The organism is Vibrio sp. 1F279 (assembly GCF_041439815.1).
Taxonomy (GTDB): domain Bacteria; phylum Pseudomonadota; class Gammaproteobacteria; order Enterobacterales; family Vibrionaceae; genus Vibrio; species Vibrio tasmaniensis_A.
The window spans coordinates 1-15,942 of sequence record NZ_JBGOOU010000047.1; the positions used below are offsets into that span (position 1 = coordinate 1).

Below are 15,942 nucleotides of genomic sequence, written 5' to 3' on the forward strand. Positions count from 1 at the left end.
TAAATGATAATTTTCAGGTGCTCAACTGCGCATCTTCAAGTTAACTGGGTATAAAAGGGTTATTTAATACATACGGTAATATGTTTATCGTGCGAGTCTAGGCGCTCAGGATAAATTACTGGTCAGGGACGAATCGAGGTCCTGGTTTGAGTGTAAGACTCAAAAATGGCAGCGAAGGAACCAGTATGCCAGCGCCCCCTGCGTCTCAGACCCTTCACGGTTGAACCCTCGCGCTTGTGATTCTAGCCCTAAACCACCGACTAAAGTAGGGGGTTCTTTGTATAGTTTTGATGTCTTCCCAACCTCGCCCCTTTTTTCATCCCAGTCTTCATAGCAACTAGAATCAATAGCTCTAGGGTGACCACGTTCCAAGAAAGCGGCGCAATCTCGCGTCATAAGCACCGCCTCCAGCTCCCCGTATTTGTTTGAGTAAGATCGGGAGCACTTATCTCTACGCACGTTTTTGTCTTGCATGAGACCTCGACTTGCTTTGCTCTGAGGCTGATACAAGTATAATCCGGACAAATGAGCCAACCTAAATGTTCAGGCGTCCTAAGTGAGACTTTCGGAGTTTTTCCTGGCGTTTTGCTTTTAGTTGGCGAACCCACGTAGACTTACCCACATCCATGAATTGGGCTGCTTCAATGACCGATTCAAAAAATTAAATTTTTATTTAATTACCTATAATTAAATAATTAAACCATAGAAAAAACTCTAACATTTCATTCAATTTATTTGGGAAGATAACTCCTTTAAAACCTAAAACATTGGTTTCGCTCTCCAGTTAAATAGAGGGGGAATTTAACTATGAAATTATTAATTACTCTTCATAAGGTTGGAAAATTTTGGGGGGTAACCCTAGGCCGTGGGATTAAAAGCTAGCTCCCAGATTCGCTTGATAGAGTGCACCTCTCTTGCAAAGGGCTCGTTATAGTGAGCCTTACCAGCGCAGCACGTTCGCGAAGTGAGCTTAAACGACCAACATGATAAAAGCGGCAAAAACTGCCTTATGGTTATTAATTTTTTGGAGTTTACGATGCGGTTAATGATTTCAGCTGTGGTGGTGGTTTACATAGGCTATTTCTTTCCAAGTTATGTCCTGCTTGATTACTACCTGAGCATTACCCGAGAGTGGGCATTAAATCCGACTTTGGATCGAGCACTCTACTCTGCTTTCGCCTACTATTTTCTACCTGTTATCGCTTTTTTCGTGCTATTTGTTAGTGCTCGGCGAGATAAGCATTGGAAGCAGTACTTAACCTCTTGGCCCAGAAACGTATGTACATGGGGTGAAGGCGCGTTGATATTGATTGGGGTGATTTCATTAAATTCCGTATCAAATTATCTTCAATATATTATTTTTGATTGGTTTTCCCCGGGATCTTGGCAGGCCCAATCCTACAATTTTACCCCTTTATTTTCGGCCTCTGATGGAGTAATTGATTGGTCGAGTGTGTTGCGAAGCGCTCTAGACGGTGTGCTCATTTCTCCCGTGATAGAGGAGCTCCTGTTTCGTTATTTGTTGTTTGTTATTTTCAGGTCCATTTTTGGGGTTACTAACGCCGCATTACTCTCAAGCTTAATATTTGCTTCAATACACCAGTGGGCGCTGGACGCATTTATGTCTGGGGCGTTTCTATGTTGGGTCTTTGAGCGATATCGCCGCCTAGGAGTAGTCATTGTCATTCATGCTTGCCATAACCTGTTTATTTTACTTTATGATCTTGTCTATTATTTAAGCACTCAGCTTCACTTTAACCCTTGGGAGGCGGTTGATATTAGTATTATTGCGTTGCAAGTGGGGTATCTAGTGATTTTTTCACTATTTATTGATTATCAGCGTAGAGGGTTTAAGGAGAGGTAAGGTTTATACGGGGCGGTCTACTTTACGCCTTTATTTTAAATTCACTTGGTTGAGTTTTAGCGTGCTTTGGTTGTCAGCCACTTTTCTCCTCCATCATAAAAGTGAAATGAACGCTACGCGATTTTCACAATGAAAACAGTGCTGCCAAGAGGGAGTAAGGAAAGGATATTTAAAAGTTAGTGAGTGGTCTAAGCAAGCAATTGTCTTGCCTAGCTTCTCCGTTCCCTTCAAATCTCATTTTTAATTATAGTTAAATAATAAGTGTTTTTTTACCCAATCCTATAGCTTTGTTGATTCATCAAAAACCTATGGTTAAATAATATGCGAAAAATAATTGAAACTCAGTCAGCCCCTAAAGCTATTGGCCCATACTCTCAAGGGGTGATTTCTGGAGGGCTAATTTTCACTTCCGGACAGCTACCGCTTCACTCACAATCAGGCTTGATGGTTAAATCCTGCCTTGAAAAACAAACGACTCAATGCCTAGAGAACATGAGAGCCATTTTGCTACATGCGAATACTGATGTGTCAGACGTAGTGAAAACAACCGTTTATCTTACCGATATGGTGAGCTTTTCAATTGTGAATGAAATTTATAATGATTTTTTCATTAAACATGGTGCCAATTATTTTCCCGCAAGAACCTGTATCGAAGTGTCAAAACTCCCTCTCAATGCCATGATTGAGATAGAGGCCGTTGCTGTCGCACCTTAGCCGTTAACGTTTCGTAATTTTTTAGCTCCAGGGTGCCTATGTCGTAATTGTCATCAACAGCGCGAAAAATCCGAATGAGAGCATATTTGGTACGCTTAACTACTGAGCAAATTGATTCCTTAAAATCAAACTTAGATAGTACCTTCTATTGGTTTCAAGAAGGTACTGTGCTCAACTTCCTTGCGATAGCAAAATTAAAGAGCATGTTGTAGAACTACTAAAACATCGAAAATAAGACACCTAACAAGGCCATCTATACCTCAGGAGGAAAAATGGAAAAGGTCATCCGAGAACTGGCTAAAGAAGTAGGTCGAGTTATTCAAAAACCAGAAATGAAAACTGACTTTGTAATCAAAGGTCTCGGCATACGAAGAGGTGAAGAGGCGTTAATCTATCGTATTCCCTCTCATTCTAAAAAAGCGTCTTTCTATGAAAAAGGAGTGACTCTCTCTGAATTCCAGTTCGCTTACGTACATTTAAAAGAATCGGGTTATTTTACGAGAGCTTGGTTTAATAAAAACCTCTCTGCTTGTGCAAAAGAAGGGGCGTGCAATTTTACAACAATAGGCGGGGTTTTTAGCATTTTAGGTGTGGCAGAATACACCTCAAAGGCGACCTATCAATTAAAGGCATAACAAACTGTTTAGTGTAACTCCCAACGCTTTGCATTTCTCTCCACTAAACTTACTAGACTCAAGTGATTCAATAGTATCACTTGAGTCTTCTGTTGGAGTCCTTCTCATGAAAGTCGAGCTTGTTACTTCCCTTAAGCGTCAAGCGACCAAAACCCTCACAGACCTAGCCAGTGCTGTTCACCGAACATGGGACCCCCTCTACGTATCTGGTTGATGTGGACACCAGTTTATGCAAAACCGTTTGGCTATTCTCGAAGGGCTTGCTGGCGGTGAACTCGCAATCTCAAAGGCAAAGCACTGGGTCCTGATGAAGCAAGGAAAAATGTCAAAATGGCTGAAGGGATTTGGAGTGAGCCCGCGTTATCGACTCTCAATAATTCGCGGAATACATTGCCCTTGAAAACCTGCTCGCTGCCAAACAACTCGTTCAAAACATCTTCGAAAGAGTCGAACGCCTCAGCTAATTTCCCGAGTCTGGGCGTCTTCCTCCTGATCTTAAACACCTCAATTCTCGTGAATTCGTGGTTAATCCTTGCCGTGTTTTTTACCAAGCTAAAGGTGTGCATCTTTAGTTCAGCTGAACTAACCGTTGAACTAAAAACGTCTCAAGACGCTCTTGAAGTACTCGACCGTGATCAGTTTACCTTAATGAACGACCCCACGGCTATACGGCTGAGACGGGAAAAATTATCGTTATAAAACAAGGCAAAGTGACGTTTTCTGTTGAGGCCCAGAGGCTCATCAGCCCGTTATTAACTATCACGAACACCACCGCTGAAAATGTGTTGCTCACTTAATGAGACGGAGCGGAACAATACGAAAAGCGATTGCTTAAAGTGATAGAAGGCTTAACTTGGCGACACAAACGGTAAGTATTTTAGTTCTTCCCCAAGTTTGGATTTTAAAAAACTCAATTATACCGTTAATGAGATGAAATATAATGTGGTGCGGTCTTACGCAAAAAGCATTCAAGCGCTAGAGTAGAATGCCCCGATGGACGGACATTATGCAAATTTTCGACAACAAGATGGTGCGAGAAAAATGACAGTGTTGGTAGACAATATGACCGTTATTGCAAGGATTTAGCAAAGCTAACCGTCCCCGAATTAACTGCGCTCACCAAGGAGCATGGGGAGTTCTATTCATACTTCCCAACGCTTCATTTCTTTTGGACGTCGAGTAAAATTGCGCCAGAAATCACCACGCAATCCGCCGGCGCTTCAGAGTTTCTGTCTATCACTTGGTTCTCAAGAATTTCAAACATCCATAAGAGCCATTCTTCTCTGGCCATCTGTGTACGGAACATTCAAGTTCCGTCGGCAACGCTATCGAAAGGCCGAGGGCTGGCTCGGCTTTTCAATGTCTTTATTAACGATGTTTACTGGGGCTCCAAGGTTTCGCCAGAGCGATGAAAACGGGCTGGAAATTTACTTCTTTCTAGGGCCACTCTGTATGAGCCTCAGCGATCCGAGGGATTTGGTTTCCATGAATTGACCCATTGCCGCCCAATGGGCAATGGTTTGGGACGGGGTCAGTCCAGAGCTTTTGGCGGCTCTGAGTGCTTGTTTGAACAACACTTGATCGATATAGACACTCACTTTCATCACTAATCCTTCTTGTTCATGCTTACTTTATTTAAATTTACTCGGAACCCAAGATTTTGCCGCTAGAGTTTATTTTAAAACCGTCCTAATAGGGCTCGATCGGCAAATAACCACGCCCCTCAGCGCTCGGGTTGCTCGTCCTTGACCGTGATTTGAATCTTTTGGGTGGGTAATTTTAAAATTAATAAGGCTAGACGCCGTCAAAAACGGGCAGCGCTTCGAACAGGACTAGTACGTTGATAACGATGATGCTCACACCGTAGATAAACACACCAACCAACACCAACTCTCCTCCAGGCACTTGGTAAGCCTTCGATTTTTTCTGATCTTCTTCACTCTCTTCAAGGTTGTTAAACGCTGGTCTTTGTAGTCTCGATTTCCTTACTAACAATGCCGGTACGATACATGCCCAAATCGCAGCGGCAGACGCTGCATAACCAATTGCGCTAAGAAAACCAAAAGGAAAAAGAAGAGAAAAAATAAGAGGCGGAATAAATGTAACCGCCCAGGTCTTGGTTCTTCCTTTGGAGGTAGCATCAAATTGAAAAAGATCGGCCAAAAAATCAAACACACCCAACCCTACCCCAATAAAACTCGACAAAATGGCCGCCGCTGAAAAAGCACTAATGACATTTGATAGGGTTTCTTCAGCCAACACTGCTTTTAAGCTGATGAGTAAGATGTCTATATTTCCACCTTCTGCAATTATAGGGCCGAAGCTAATTCTTGGTAAATTACCATAGATACTTAATAGCCAAATGGTGTAGATAAAGAACGCCATGAGCGTTCCGCCTACAATCGCCCTTTGTGCGAGCCTTTCATCAAGGTAGTAGTCTCGCAGAGTGGAGACGCTGTGCTGGTATCCAAATGAAGTTAAAGCAATAGGGAAAAACCCCCATACGTATTGCGCATACTCAAACTTTAAGTGAGCAGTATCCAACAAAGTAACAAGATTAACATTAAACCAAAGGCCAGCAGTCCCAAAAATAAAGCTGATAATCATAAATAGCATCAACACCATGGAAATGCGGTCAACTGTTTTTGTTGAATGCCAAACTAGTCCAGAAAAGATAAGCACAAAAAGGATAGAAGCTAGTTTAGGGGAAAGGCCAAAGTACTCCTTAATGATCAGTCCAGATGAAGTGATGTAAGCGTACAGTAAAATCCCTCCCACAAAGTAGATCATTAAGTTATTAAAAAAATTAACCTCTTTTCCTAACAAATCTTTTGTGATGGAAGAAAAAGACGACCTGTATGGATAATCTTTTAAAACTTCGAGTAACAGACAACCACTGGTTGTCATAATGAGCATAGTGAAGAGCAAAGCCATTAAAGCCCCGATGGTCCAGACCCCAGCCCCTGCAGCGGGAAGTCCAAGCATACCAGCGCCGACGCAAATGCACGCGACAATACAGGCTCCTCCAATCATTGAAGGCGGGGTTGTGCTCCTTACCTGTTTCATACTAGACATAAATAAATACCTTTCTTTCGTTAGTTCAATTGCTCTTATTAGACTGCTCCCCTTACAAGCTAGGGAGGCACAAAAAAGCACTAGAACCTAGAATCTAGAACTTAATTTTAGGAAGGACATATTAATTAAATTCTAAATTAGCCTAATATTTCTACCTATTTAACCTAACTAAAAAATATTGTTTCGATGTTGAGTGCAGAAGGTGTCAAAATCGGGGGGATTTAAGGTTCGTCAGAGAATGCGTGAAGCTGGTTAATGAGTAATCAGCCAGGTTCGCATAGATATAAACATGCAAAATTGGAGAGGCTAGACGCGATGATCTTACTTAGATTGGGTCTGGTTCAAAGTAGACCTACTTAAGCCGACGCGTTGTGGAATGGTCTTTATCAGATAAGCCTGATGCCACAATTTCAGGCAAGGAAAGATATGAGCTATTACTTGATGAGTTACTACAATCGGCCTCAGCCTCAGCACGCAACTCATGGGCTGTCGCCAGTAAATGCCGAAAATAGGCTTAAATCAGTGTCCGAAATGTTGACCACTTACACTTAACAGAATAACGTCTATCTTTTGGGGGGTCAGCGTGGTTTTTGTCTACGAGAGTTCGAGAGAGTTTGTGTTGAAAATCAGCGCGAGCGTTAGCGACTTTTTCATCGCATTTAGCTAATAGCAATCTAGCTTTACGAGATAACTACTTCTGCTTACGTCTGAGGTTCTTCTCAGCACGCTTTATAAATCTGGGGTTAACTGTCTTTCTGCCGTTCGATTCAATAGTAAAGTGAGACAGACCAAGATCAATACCTGTCACCTTACTCACTGTATGAAGCAAACTAGGCGCTTCCACTCCATCATCAACAAGGATAGATGCGTAGAACTTACCTGTTTTACTCAATCTGACAGTAATACTTTTAACTTTACCTACAATTTCACGGTGAATGTTCGCCTCTACAGGTTTCATTTTCGGAAGCTTGCGGTACATATGCGACTTTAAATGTAGAGCTTTGTGGTTCGCAAAACGCACAACGCCAAACTGAGCTATTAAAAACTCAGATTGCTCTTACGTTGGGTAAATGCGTGCCTTAGTTGCTCTTAACACTCAAAATCCTTAACTGTATTCATGAACAGTCTTATATCAACTGCTTCGGGCTGTCTATCTTAAAGTGCTATCGCACTTTCGCCTTATCTCCCCGCCCTCAGAGCTGGCGAGGGTTTACGGCGTGATTGCTAAAAAATCAATTACTCCCAGGACTGTGAAAATTCTTGATCTTTAAAGGCAGCAGCGAGGCCTGTGACTTGTTGTAATCGTAGAACTTCATCTTTATCCATTCCCAATTCGTAACAAATTTTATGATTTGCCCATCCCATCTCTTTGAGTTGAATAATCAGATCTGCAATCAGTTCAACTTGGTGTGAGCCACGCGCCAGGTTATGGCGAACAGAAGTCGATATGCAATTTTCTTCAGGCAAATTAAGGACCACCGCGGGGATGTACCCCGTTAGGGTTTGCAGATCTGGGTGGTTCAATAATAATTGATAACGATGAAACCCATCGATGACAACGTATTTTTTGACCGAAGCATTCAAACGATTAACCAAAATAGGCATAGTTAAACCATTTTTCTCCATCGACGTTTTTAGGAGTTTGCTTTCTGGAGGCGCCATTTTATTTGGGTTGTATTGATTAGCTTCTATTTCATCAAGTGGGATCATTTCAACATGACAAGCTGGCGGTAAATCAGGAATAAGCTCGATGAGTACTTTGGCTGCTTTATTGTAAATTGCGACCTTATCAATGACTTGTTTGTCCGTGTTATTGATAGATTTCAACGGCTTCTTGGTGCGATGCTGATAAGCTAGAGTAGGTTCACTTTCCATTCGTATCACTCTTCTTCTCCATAGAGGGCATGGTATTGTTTTGCTAAGGACTTGTTGTACCCAAAAGAGAGTCCTCGGCACCAATAGTCATTTTTAATCAGTACTTTACAAATTCTTCTCCAACTAGGAACTTGCTTCCTAGATTCCAATTTACTCTCTGCGTAATCAGGGATGCAGGTCACTCCTTTTTGAGGACCGTTTTTACGCCACCACTGTAAGAACTTAAAAATTCGGTCTCGGTAATGTTTTTCTACATGTGGCGGCATGGTTTTCAGAAGGTATTTACTGTATTGCCGGTAGCTAAGCCCCGGTGGTAATTCAAAGCGATAATAACCAAGGATACGCCCCTGACTTTTTGAGTATCGAGCACCAAAGTTACATCCTTCTACTCTGGCAACTAATTTTTGCCAGGTATCAGGTTCTAATATTTGATATAGCCACAGCCCTTTTCTTTGCTCATCTCCAAAAGGTTGGCAAAGCCGCTGCTGTGAAAGAGGGACGCCGGCCTTATGCATTAAGTCGTAAATACGGTTGTAATCCCAACTAAAGCGGTAATTCGCAACCCAAATATCTTTAGTTTTCCAATCGTATAAGGGATAAGCCATATACACATCTGGCTGCATTTTAGTCGTCCAATATTTATCTGAAAATTTTTTTTTGGACCTATTTTTAATGGTATTGAAGCGATGTAAAGACTCATCAGCACGTATACCGATTAACACAGCGATTGGCTCACCCCTTTCCTTTTGGTACCAATGAGCAAACTTAAAAACAAAGTCTTCAAACTCCATCCCGTTTTGGAAAAAAGGGAATACATCCGGGTTTGAAATCACGCCTTTATGCGGTGGTCGGTCCCTGACCCATTGCGCTTCTTTAGCAGGATCCCAACAAAGCCATTTAGGTTGAAACTGTGAGATTGAATTCCTTAAGCTGAGCGGTAAACAAACCCAATAGGGGTTAATTTCTCCGTCCAGTACCATGCGCTCAATGAAGGCATGAGTTTCATGATACTGAGCTTCAAAGTCCACGATGAGTACATCGACAGGTAATCGACCACGCTTTTTCGCTTCTTGAATAGTCAGATTTAAAAGGACGCCAGAGTCTTTCCCTCCAGAGAAGGAGACATAGAAATGGTTAAAGTTGTCGAAAAGATAGCAAATTCTTTGTCGAGCGCCTTCAAGCACATTGTATTTTTGCTGAATTTTATCTCGAGAGAAATCGCCTTCTCTTCTTTTTTTATTGGCAATCATGATTTCCACAATGTCATTAACTACTCAAATAAAAATAAATAACTTTTGCATTTTTTATAAATTAATTATTAATAATTAATTTATTTATAAGGGCAATATTAAAGAAAAGCTCTTCCGAATTTCAAGCTCGGGAGAGCTTTGAGAGACTAGAAACTAAAGTGAAGATTACCTCTTAAACCAATAATCCAACTGTCATCAGCTTCTGAGTTCTTCGGTAAAGAATAAAGATATTGAACATTAGGAGTTAACGAGAGCGCACCCCAGTTCATTCGGTAATAGATTTCAGAGTTATAAGAGTCATCAGCTACATTAGCAGAGTTGGGCTTAGCCCAACCCAAGGCGATGCCTAGCATGCCAGGTCCTGCCTCATACCCAGTACCAAACACGACCGAAGATTTGTATAGAGCCTCAGGTCCTTGCGCGACACCGGCTCTGAAAAATGGTATCCATGAGCCGGTTTTATATATGGACGACCAATTTGCGCCATAGTTTTCGCTAGCTTTCTCTTTTCCATCACTGTGCCAAACTGTTAGGTGTGAATTCTTCAAATAAAAATCGTCTTTCGACTCCACCCAACCTATTTCTAGGGACTTAAAATATTGATTATCATTGATGAACTGTTCAACACCATCGAAAGGCTTAGTCGAATCAGCTTTTGCATCAGAGAAACTTGCATAAAAATAATAGTTTTCCGACATCATATGGCGTAGAACGCCGCCGAATGTTGATTCATCTGGGATTGGGATAGAACCGGAACCGGTACTAAACTGTAAGTTAGAAAAACCATAGTAAGGGTTACCCAACTGATAAGTATCAACATAATCAGTTGCATCTAAAAAACCAACCATCATATCAGTAGATTGTTTATTAAAGGTTTGTGTCCAATAAAGATTCGTTAACCTTAAACCTATATCACTAAAAGCTGGTTGGATTACACCAAACCCTCCGCCATTCTCCATGACAAATTCAGAGGGCGTACTCTCTGTATAACCGTGCTTATGATCAACCCTCAGCTGCAAAGCTCCGGTATCACTCTCTTTTTGGTAAGCTCGCCAATTCAATGTAATCCGTGCAATACCAGCTGCCGCACTGCTGTCTTTGTTCGGCAAGCTCTCACTGGACGTTAAACCAAAAACATAATAATCCACAGCTCCCTTTAAATCCTGGTCTTCAGCCGCATGAATCAACGTTGGCGTAACAAACACAACCGATCCCACAAGCGTTAGCCAAAAACGCTTAGTCTTTTTCGTAAATGCTACATTCTCAATCATATCAATAACTTCCTTTTTTTTTCATCGAAGTTGTACGACTCAGCTCAACTTTCATTGTTAGTCAGGAGTTATTAAGAGGGATTTGAAAAATGAATACTCGTAATTAATAGGTAATTTAAGCGCTCTCCTTTATCAACCTGTCACAATCATTTATTTAAAATCGAAAACACCTCAATTTTTTATACCAACATCAAAAATTGAGGTATATACTATTTCTTATCCCTACCCGGAGGCAGAAATGGATAATCAAAACACTACAAACACATTTCAAGCGCTTAAAATCGGTGCAGACGCTTACATTCAGCGTCGTAATCAACGTTTACTGGCCAATCATCGCAAAGAGCTGCGTAACTTTACCCGAGCAGAAGCCTCGGCCTACCTTGGCATTGATGCAAAAACGCTTGATCGGTATGTTACCGCCGCTGCGATAGATCCCCGTCGTCATGAAGACTCACAATGGTCGATCGATATCGCGGAAATGTACAAGGTACGTAACTTACTACCAGATAATCTACGTAAAGACGCTAAGTTCATACGCAGTGAGCAGCAAAAGGCGCAAGTGATGGTTATCCAGAACCAAAAAGGCGGTGTTGGTAAAACCGTTTCTGCCGCGACTATCGCATCAGGTTTAGCGACCGAGTTTCATCAAGAGTATCGTGTTGGTCTAATCGATATGGATGGCCAAGCCACGCTATCGATGTACTACGCGCCCGAAGCCGAGCAAGAAGGTAACTTGTCTGTTGGTGACTTGATGATGAAAACGTTCGACCTCGATGAAGGCGAAACCGTTGATCAAGTCATCTCTGAAGCCTTTCTTGAAACTACCATTCCAAACCTGCGCATTTTGCCTGCCGCGCAAAGTGACCGAGCGATGGAAGGCTGGTTTCATGAGCAAGTATTCAGTCAAACCTTAAATTCACCTTATTCACTACTTAAAGACATCATCGATAGTGTAAAAGATGAGTTTGATATCATTATTATCGACACCCCTCCTTCACTAGGTTATGCAACCTTCAATGCGTATTTTGCCGCAACGAATGTGGTCTTCCCATTGTCGATTACCGAAAACGACATTGATGCTACCTGCTCTTACTTCAGCTACATTCCTCAGGTGTGGGCCCTGTTAGAGAACGCCAACCATGAAGGCTACGACTTCATGAAGATCTTACTGACTAACCATCGTGATAGCTCAACCACTACCGAATTAATGAACAACCTGTACGACAACTTCTCTCCTTACTTGTACTCAAAAGAGTTTAAGCATAGTGAGGCCGTTCGTCAGTCGTCTTCCCTACTCTCGACGGTGTTTGATATGTCGAAAAGTGAATACCCGAAAAGCAAAGCAACTTTCCAAAGCGCGCAACAAAACAGCTATGAAGTTACAAGTCAGATCTTGCGCGATATTCTGAACGTTTGGCGTGAACAGGAGAACAAATAATGGCGAAGAAACGTGGCGGGAGCCCTTTAGGCAATGCTCCTGGTTCAGCTCAAGCGCAGCAATCAGCGGCCAAAGCAAATTTAGACACTCTAACAAGTCAACTCAGCACCGAGCTAGAGAAAAGCGGGCAAAACGCTGAAGACTACCTTAGAACTAAGTTTGGATTAGAGTCTGTTGGCCAGAAAATGGTTTGGCAATTAGCTTCTGGTTCAACTGCCACTTTCAATGAAGTTACACTGTCACACGAACAAGTTAAGCAGAACTCATTTGTGACCTTTGATGTTAATGGTCGTGACCAGTCTCTGTTAACCAAAGAATCATTGGAAGATTTGAACTCGTTAGAGTTTCAGCAGTTCTATCCAGCCGTTGGCCGAGAAATTAATGGTCGCATTGATATTCTTGATGGCTCTCGCCGTCGTGCTTGGTTTTTATTTCAAGAAGGTCGTGTAAAAACATTCCGAATTCTAGTCACTCAAAACGAGCTTTCTACCACCGATGCCAAAGCGCTGGCTAAGCAGCTGCAAACCGCCAAAGAGCACAACCAGCGTGAGATTGGTTTGCAATGTCAAACTCTGATGAAGAACGGTGAGCTAACTCAAGAAGATGCGGCAAAAATCTTAAATATTAGCCGTCAAGCGGTAGGTCGAGCGCTGAAAGCAGCCAGTATTGACAGTAAGCTGATTGCCCTATTCCCTGTCGTTAACGACTTGTCTCATGCTGATTACTCCCTCTTGGCTAAGGTGATGAAAGCGTTCGCCGATGACAAGAAAGCCTTGAGTAGCTTCATTAAAAAAATAGCCGATAATGCTGTCAACGCTCAGGCTGAGCAGAGCCAAGAAGACGCTAAAGACGCTCTGATTGCTTACATTAAAGATGAGTTAAAGATCGTTGAAGCCAAGCAAGAATTAGACAAAGCTGTCATTACTCCTCTAGCAGAGTTCGACAGTAAAGGTATGTTTGCTCGTAAGCGTGTTAAAGGTCGAAACTTTTCGTATGAATTTGGTCGCTTATCAAAGGATGTCCAAGCTGAACTCGATAAAGCTATCCAATCAGTGTTAGGTAAACACCACCAATCAACTTTATAAAAAGATAAAGGCTCTCAAATTAGGGCCTTTATCTTTCACCTAACCCGTCCTAAATAAGGTTGACACATATCCAACATAAAATTAGAGAGTTACAAATACAATTATGACTGTTATCAGAACGCACTTGCGGAAAGGATAATGGAAGACTAAAGATAGAATACTCGCTGAGGATGCAAAGAAAATGGTCTCCAAATCAGTAAAAACTAGGCCCTACAATGAGTTTGGCCTCGTCAAACTCTAAAACCCCCCCCCCCCCGATGAAGTACATCCATCATTTTAATTAACCACTTGTTTGTCACCTCCCTCTATGCCAAATCGAAAAAATAGGATGACTACAAGCGACTAAACCATCAAGAACAAGTTGGCTTGGGAAACTTCCTTCCTTATTCTATTTGACCTAGGGTAACTTCATCCTTATAACCCAAAAATTGGCTAAGTGCAGAGTGTTTGGTTCTAGGTGAACCTAACAATCGAATTATTATCTTAGCCAAATATAAAGACCATTAATTTATTATTAATAAATAATGATAAGGCTTAATTCTTCTCACGTCCAAAAGGCTCTCTCCTGTAGTGGCCTCCTGATCCCGGACCTCATAAATGAGGGGTTCAATGGCAAAACGACAAAGACGTACATTTTCTACTGAATTCAAAAATATATGCTGCAAGCTTGGTTCTTGACCAAGGGGGCTCCATCCCTGAAGCAGCTAGCTCTATGGAATACGTGAAACAGCTTTACGACACTGGGTCGAATAACTCAAAATTGAGCAAGGTGAGGTTACTTATCTTAGGTCTGGTTCGAAGTGGGCCTACTTAGCAGTAGTGCTTGACCTATTTAGTCGACGCGTTGTGGGCTGGCCTTTATCAGATAAGTCCAATGCTGAATTAGCATCTAAAGCTTTAGGGCTGGCTTAGGAGAAACGGGGACGGCGAAGAACATGATGTTCTATTAATATCAAGGATGCCAGGACAACTCAAAGCATGAGCCTTCGTGGTAATTGTTGGGAAAACACTCCCATAGAAGGTTATTTAGAAGCTTGAAAGCCGAGTGGGTACCAGAAACAAGCTACCTGGAACAAGCTCAGGACAAGAAAGACAACGGCTATTATCTGATGAGTCCTTACAATCGGCAACGCCCTCAAGAAAATGATGGGTTGTCACCAGTTAATGGCCCTTCAGCCAGTGTCCGGTACTTTTGACCACTACACCCCCTAGAACAATCAATATTCCGCCGACCATCAAAGACCATAAGCTAACCTATTTTATTTTTTAGTGACCCAAGTTCAAGCTAGACGCCCCCAAAACGCAATGAAATCTGTACTACTAAACATTAGATTAGTAAGTACACCAAAAAATGAATAGCTGCAGCTCGATTAAGAGTTCCGATTCTTTCGTAACGAATTGAGGAATAAAAGCAAAATAACAGGCTCAAGGGATCTCGTAGACAGAGAAGAAGCAACTATATAAAACAGGAAGAATGAGAGTATTAGTCAAAAATTTATTGTTATTTAACCCTCCAAAACCCCAGTTTTAAAAAACTAAAATATCACTATAAATAGATGATTTTTTTGATAAATTATTTATAAATTATCAAAAAAATCCTATGAGGAATGGCCTAAATTTTAGCCATTGCCAAATGGGTAATCTAAAATTATTAATAATCATTTTTTATTAAAATTCATTCATCTACACAGATAAATTAGAGATGTGTATATGAATAAATTTTCAAAAGGACTACTAATATGGAAACACTGATCTGCCGCTCTTTTCAATCATTTATAGATTTCTGCGATAACGATATTGTTAAAGGAAAAAATATCCACTGCACTTTTAAGGCCTGTAAGGAGAAGGACTGGCGTTGGATGCAGTTTTACCTAAACGACAAAGGAGGAAAAGAGCTGACCTTTAGCTTCATATGAAACAAAACGCCTTAACTAATATTTCGTTTAACTTCAAATTTATTCAAAATTTTGTAAATAGTATTCAAAAAATGAGCCATTATATAAAGCACTAGAAAAACTAACTGTCTTAACCATCGCTCTCTAGAAATATGGAGAAACACTATGTTAAAAGCACATCTCGAAAACCTACAATTACCTATAGGTAATTGTATATTACACAGGGATGAATCAGGGGCTCAATTGATGCTTAGCAATCAAAAGTCATTTTCAATTACCCTACCTGAAAGCTGTATCCTTGAAACTCTGATTAAGAAAGAACAACTCATTTCAACCAAAGAAGAGTTAATTATTGCCGCTTGGGGGAGCCCAGATATCATCGGGCCTAACTCTTTACCAGTCGCGATAACTAACCTAAGAAAAGTTCTAGACCTTGATAGCATCAAAATCGTCAACATCCCAAGAAAAGGTTACAAGATTCATATTCCTGAATTTGAAACCTCACTAGACCCGCCGAGAGATATAAAGTTACCACGTCACTCTAAGTTTTCGTGTCCTCTCAAAAAAGCAACCAATCATCTAAAATTATACCAATGGACTTTCATCGGCTTATCTTCAACAACCCTCGCGGTCCTACTAATCAGTTATTTCTATTTTCGATACGAACTTGAAGTTGTTAACGTGAACCTTAATAATCAATCAAGCCAAATCTGTTTAACAAAAAAGGATGAACTGAAATTAATCCTCGCCTCTTCCCAAGTTCAGGCAAGCAAAAAACCTTCAATAAACCCCTAACACCTCGTCAATTTAGTTATTAATAACTAAATCCCCCCTTATTCA

The 15,942-nt window shown here is 41.3% G+C and carries 12 protein-coding genes and 5 pseudogenes; 11 read left to right on the forward strand and 6 right to left on the reverse strand.

Annotated elements, in window-relative coordinates:
* Positions 1-536 precede the first annotated feature (536 nt).
* Positions 537-652 (reverse strand): annotated as a pseudogene (locus tag ACED60_RS22815) (IS3 family transposase); the annotation flags it as partial.
* A gap of 384 nt (positions 653-1,036) precedes the next feature.
* On the opposite strand from ACED60_RS22815, the gene ACED60_RS22820 reads away from it, so the two are divergent.
* The 5 genes and pseudogenes from ACED60_RS22820 to ACED60_RS22840 all read left to right on the forward strand — a co-directional run.
* A complete protein-coding gene (locus ACED60_RS22820) occupies positions 1,037-1,864 on the forward strand; it encodes a CPBP family intramembrane glutamic endopeptidase (RefSeq protein ID WP_016800044.1) in 828 nt (275 codons plus the stop codon).
* A gap of 321 nt (positions 1,865-2,185) precedes the next feature.
* Complete coding sequence (locus tag ACED60_RS22825) at positions 2,186-2,578, forward strand: Rid family detoxifying hydrolase (RefSeq protein ID WP_016800045.1); 393 nt, start codon at positions 2,186-2,188, stop codon at positions 2,576-2,578.
* Positions 2,579-2,850: 272 nt separating this feature from the next.
* Entirely contained in the window at positions 2,851-3,213 is a 363-nt protein-coding gene (locus tag ACED60_RS22830) for a hypothetical protein (protein WP_016800046.1), read from the forward strand.
* A 106-nt stretch (positions 3,214-3,319) separates the two neighbouring features.
* Positions 3,320-3,553 (forward strand): annotated as a pseudogene (locus ACED60_RS22835) (prevent-host-death family protein); the annotation flags it as partial.
* Positions 3,544-3,773 (forward strand): annotated as a pseudogene (locus ACED60_RS22840) (type II toxin-antitoxin system RelE/ParE family toxin); the annotation flags it as partial. The pseudogenes ACED60_RS22835 and ACED60_RS22840, both read left to right, overlap by 10 nt.
* Before the next feature lie 1,234 nt (positions 3,774-5,007).
* Here the strand turns inward: ACED60_RS22840 and ACED60_RS22845 are convergent.
* The 5 genes from ACED60_RS22845 to ACED60_RS22865 all read right to left on the reverse strand — a co-directional run bounded on the left by ACED60_RS22845 (position 5,008) and on the right by ACED60_RS22865 (position 10,684).
* Positions 5,008-6,288 carry an aromatic amino acid transporter gene (locus ACED60_RS22845; RefSeq protein WP_029222809.1) on the reverse strand — a complete coding sequence of 427 codons (1,281 nt, stop codon included), beginning with the start codon at positions 6,286-6,288 and terminating at the stop codon, positions 5,008-5,010.
* Positions 6,289-6,979: 691 nt separating this feature from the next.
* A complete protein-coding gene (locus ACED60_RS22850) occupies positions 6,980-7,246 on the reverse strand; it encodes a transposase (protein ID WP_240798348.1) in 267 nt (88 codons plus the stop codon).
* A gap of 278 nt (positions 7,247-7,524) precedes the next feature.
* Positions 7,525-8,163 carry a ParB/RepB/Spo0J family partition protein gene (locus ACED60_RS22855; protein ID WP_016800051.1) on the reverse strand — a complete coding sequence of 213 codons (639 nt, stop codon included), beginning with the start codon at positions 8,161-8,163 and terminating at the stop codon, positions 7,525-7,527.
* A 5-nt stretch (positions 8,164-8,168) separates the two neighbouring features.
* The gene (locus ACED60_RS22860) at positions 8,169-9,413 is read right to left on the reverse strand and encodes a DUF3440 domain-containing protein (protein ID WP_016800052.1); all 1,245 of its coding nucleotides are present in this window, start codon (positions 9,411-9,413) and stop codon (positions 8,169-8,171) included.
* Between the two features lie 146 nt (positions 9,414-9,559).
* Entirely contained in the window at positions 9,560-10,684 is a 1,125-nt protein-coding gene (locus tag ACED60_RS22865) for a carbohydrate porin (protein WP_016800053.1), read from the reverse strand.
* 238 nt (positions 10,685-10,922) lie between these two features.
* Here ACED60_RS22865 and ACED60_RS22870 point away from each other — a divergent pair, with 238 nt between their 5' ends.
* The 6 genes and pseudogenes from ACED60_RS22870 to ACED60_RS22895 all read left to right on the forward strand — a co-directional run bounded on the left by ACED60_RS22870 (position 10,923) and on the right by ACED60_RS22895 (position 15,897).
* Positions 10,923-12,122, forward strand: coding sequence for a ParA family protein (locus ACED60_RS22870; RefSeq protein ID WP_016800054.1), 1,200 nt, complete (start codon positions 10,923-10,925; stop codon positions 12,120-12,122).
* Complete coding sequence (locus tag ACED60_RS22875) at positions 12,122-13,207, forward strand: ParB family protein (protein WP_016800055.1); 1,086 nt, start codon at positions 12,122-12,124, stop codon at positions 13,205-13,207. Before ACED60_RS22870 ends, ACED60_RS22875 begins: the two co-directional genes overlap by 1 nt.
* Positions 13,208-14,008: 801 nt before the next feature.
* A pseudogene (locus ACED60_RS22880) lies at positions 14,009-14,116 on the forward strand (hypothetical protein); the annotation flags it as partial.
* Between the two features lie 63 nt (positions 14,117-14,179).
* Positions 14,180-14,403: pseudogene (locus tag ACED60_RS22885) on the forward strand (hypothetical protein); the annotation flags it as partial.
* Positions 14,404-14,946: 543 nt separating this feature from the next.
* A complete protein-coding gene (locus ACED60_RS22890) occupies positions 14,947-15,123 on the forward strand; it encodes a hypothetical protein (protein ID WP_016800056.1) in 177 nt (58 codons plus the stop codon).
* A gap of 144 nt (positions 15,124-15,267) precedes the next feature.
* Entirely contained in the window at positions 15,268-15,897 is a 630-nt protein-coding gene (locus ACED60_RS22895) for a winged helix-turn-helix domain-containing protein (RefSeq protein WP_016800058.1), read from the forward strand.
* The last annotated feature ends 45 nt before the right edge of the window (positions 15,898-15,942 follow it).

Bases quoted from the DNA above. Each gene is read 5' to 3' on its own strand.
- ACED60_RS22820 (WP_016800044.1), top strand. From the start codon at position 1,037: ATGCGGTTAATGATTTCAGCTGTGGTGGTGGTTTACATAGGCTATTTC.
- ACED60_RS22825 (WP_016800045.1), top strand. From the start codon at position 2,186: ATGCGAAAAATAATTGAAACTCAGTCAGCCCCTAAAGCTATTGGCCCA.
- ACED60_RS22830 (WP_016800046.1), top strand. From the start codon at position 2,851: ATGGAAAAGGTCATCCGAGAACTGGCTAAAGAAGTAGGTCGAGTTATT.
- ACED60_RS22845 (WP_029222809.1), bottom strand. From the start codon at position 6,288: ATGTCTAGTATGAAACAGGTAAGGAGCACAACCCCGCCTTCAATGATT.
- ACED60_RS22850 (WP_240798348.1), bottom strand. From the start codon at position 7,246: ATGAAACCTGTAGAGGCGAACATTCACCGTGAAATTGTAGGTAAAGTT.
- ACED60_RS22855 (WP_016800051.1), bottom strand. From the start codon at position 8,163: ATGGAAAGTGAACCTACTCTAGCTTATCAGCATCGCACCAAGAAGCCG.
- ACED60_RS22860 (WP_016800052.1), bottom strand. From the start codon at position 9,413: ATGATTGCCAATAAAAAAAGAAGAGAAGGCGATTTCTCTCGAGATAAA.
- ACED60_RS22865 (WP_016800053.1), bottom strand. From the start codon at position 10,684: ATGATTGAGAATGTAGCATTTACGAAAAAGACTAAGCGTTTTTGGCTA.
- ACED60_RS22870 (WP_016800054.1), top strand. From the start codon at position 10,923: ATGGATAATCAAAACACTACAAACACATTTCAAGCGCTTAAAATCGGT.
- ACED60_RS22875 (WP_016800055.1), top strand. From the start codon at position 12,122: ATGGCGAAGAAACGTGGCGGGAGCCCTTTAGGCAATGCTCCTGGTTCA.
- ACED60_RS22890 (WP_016800056.1), top strand. From the start codon at position 14,947: ATGGAAACACTGATCTGCCGCTCTTTTCAATCATTTATAGATTTCTGC.
- ACED60_RS22895 (WP_016800058.1), top strand. From the start codon at position 15,268: ATGTTAAAAGCACATCTCGAAAACCTACAATTACCTATAGGTAATTGT.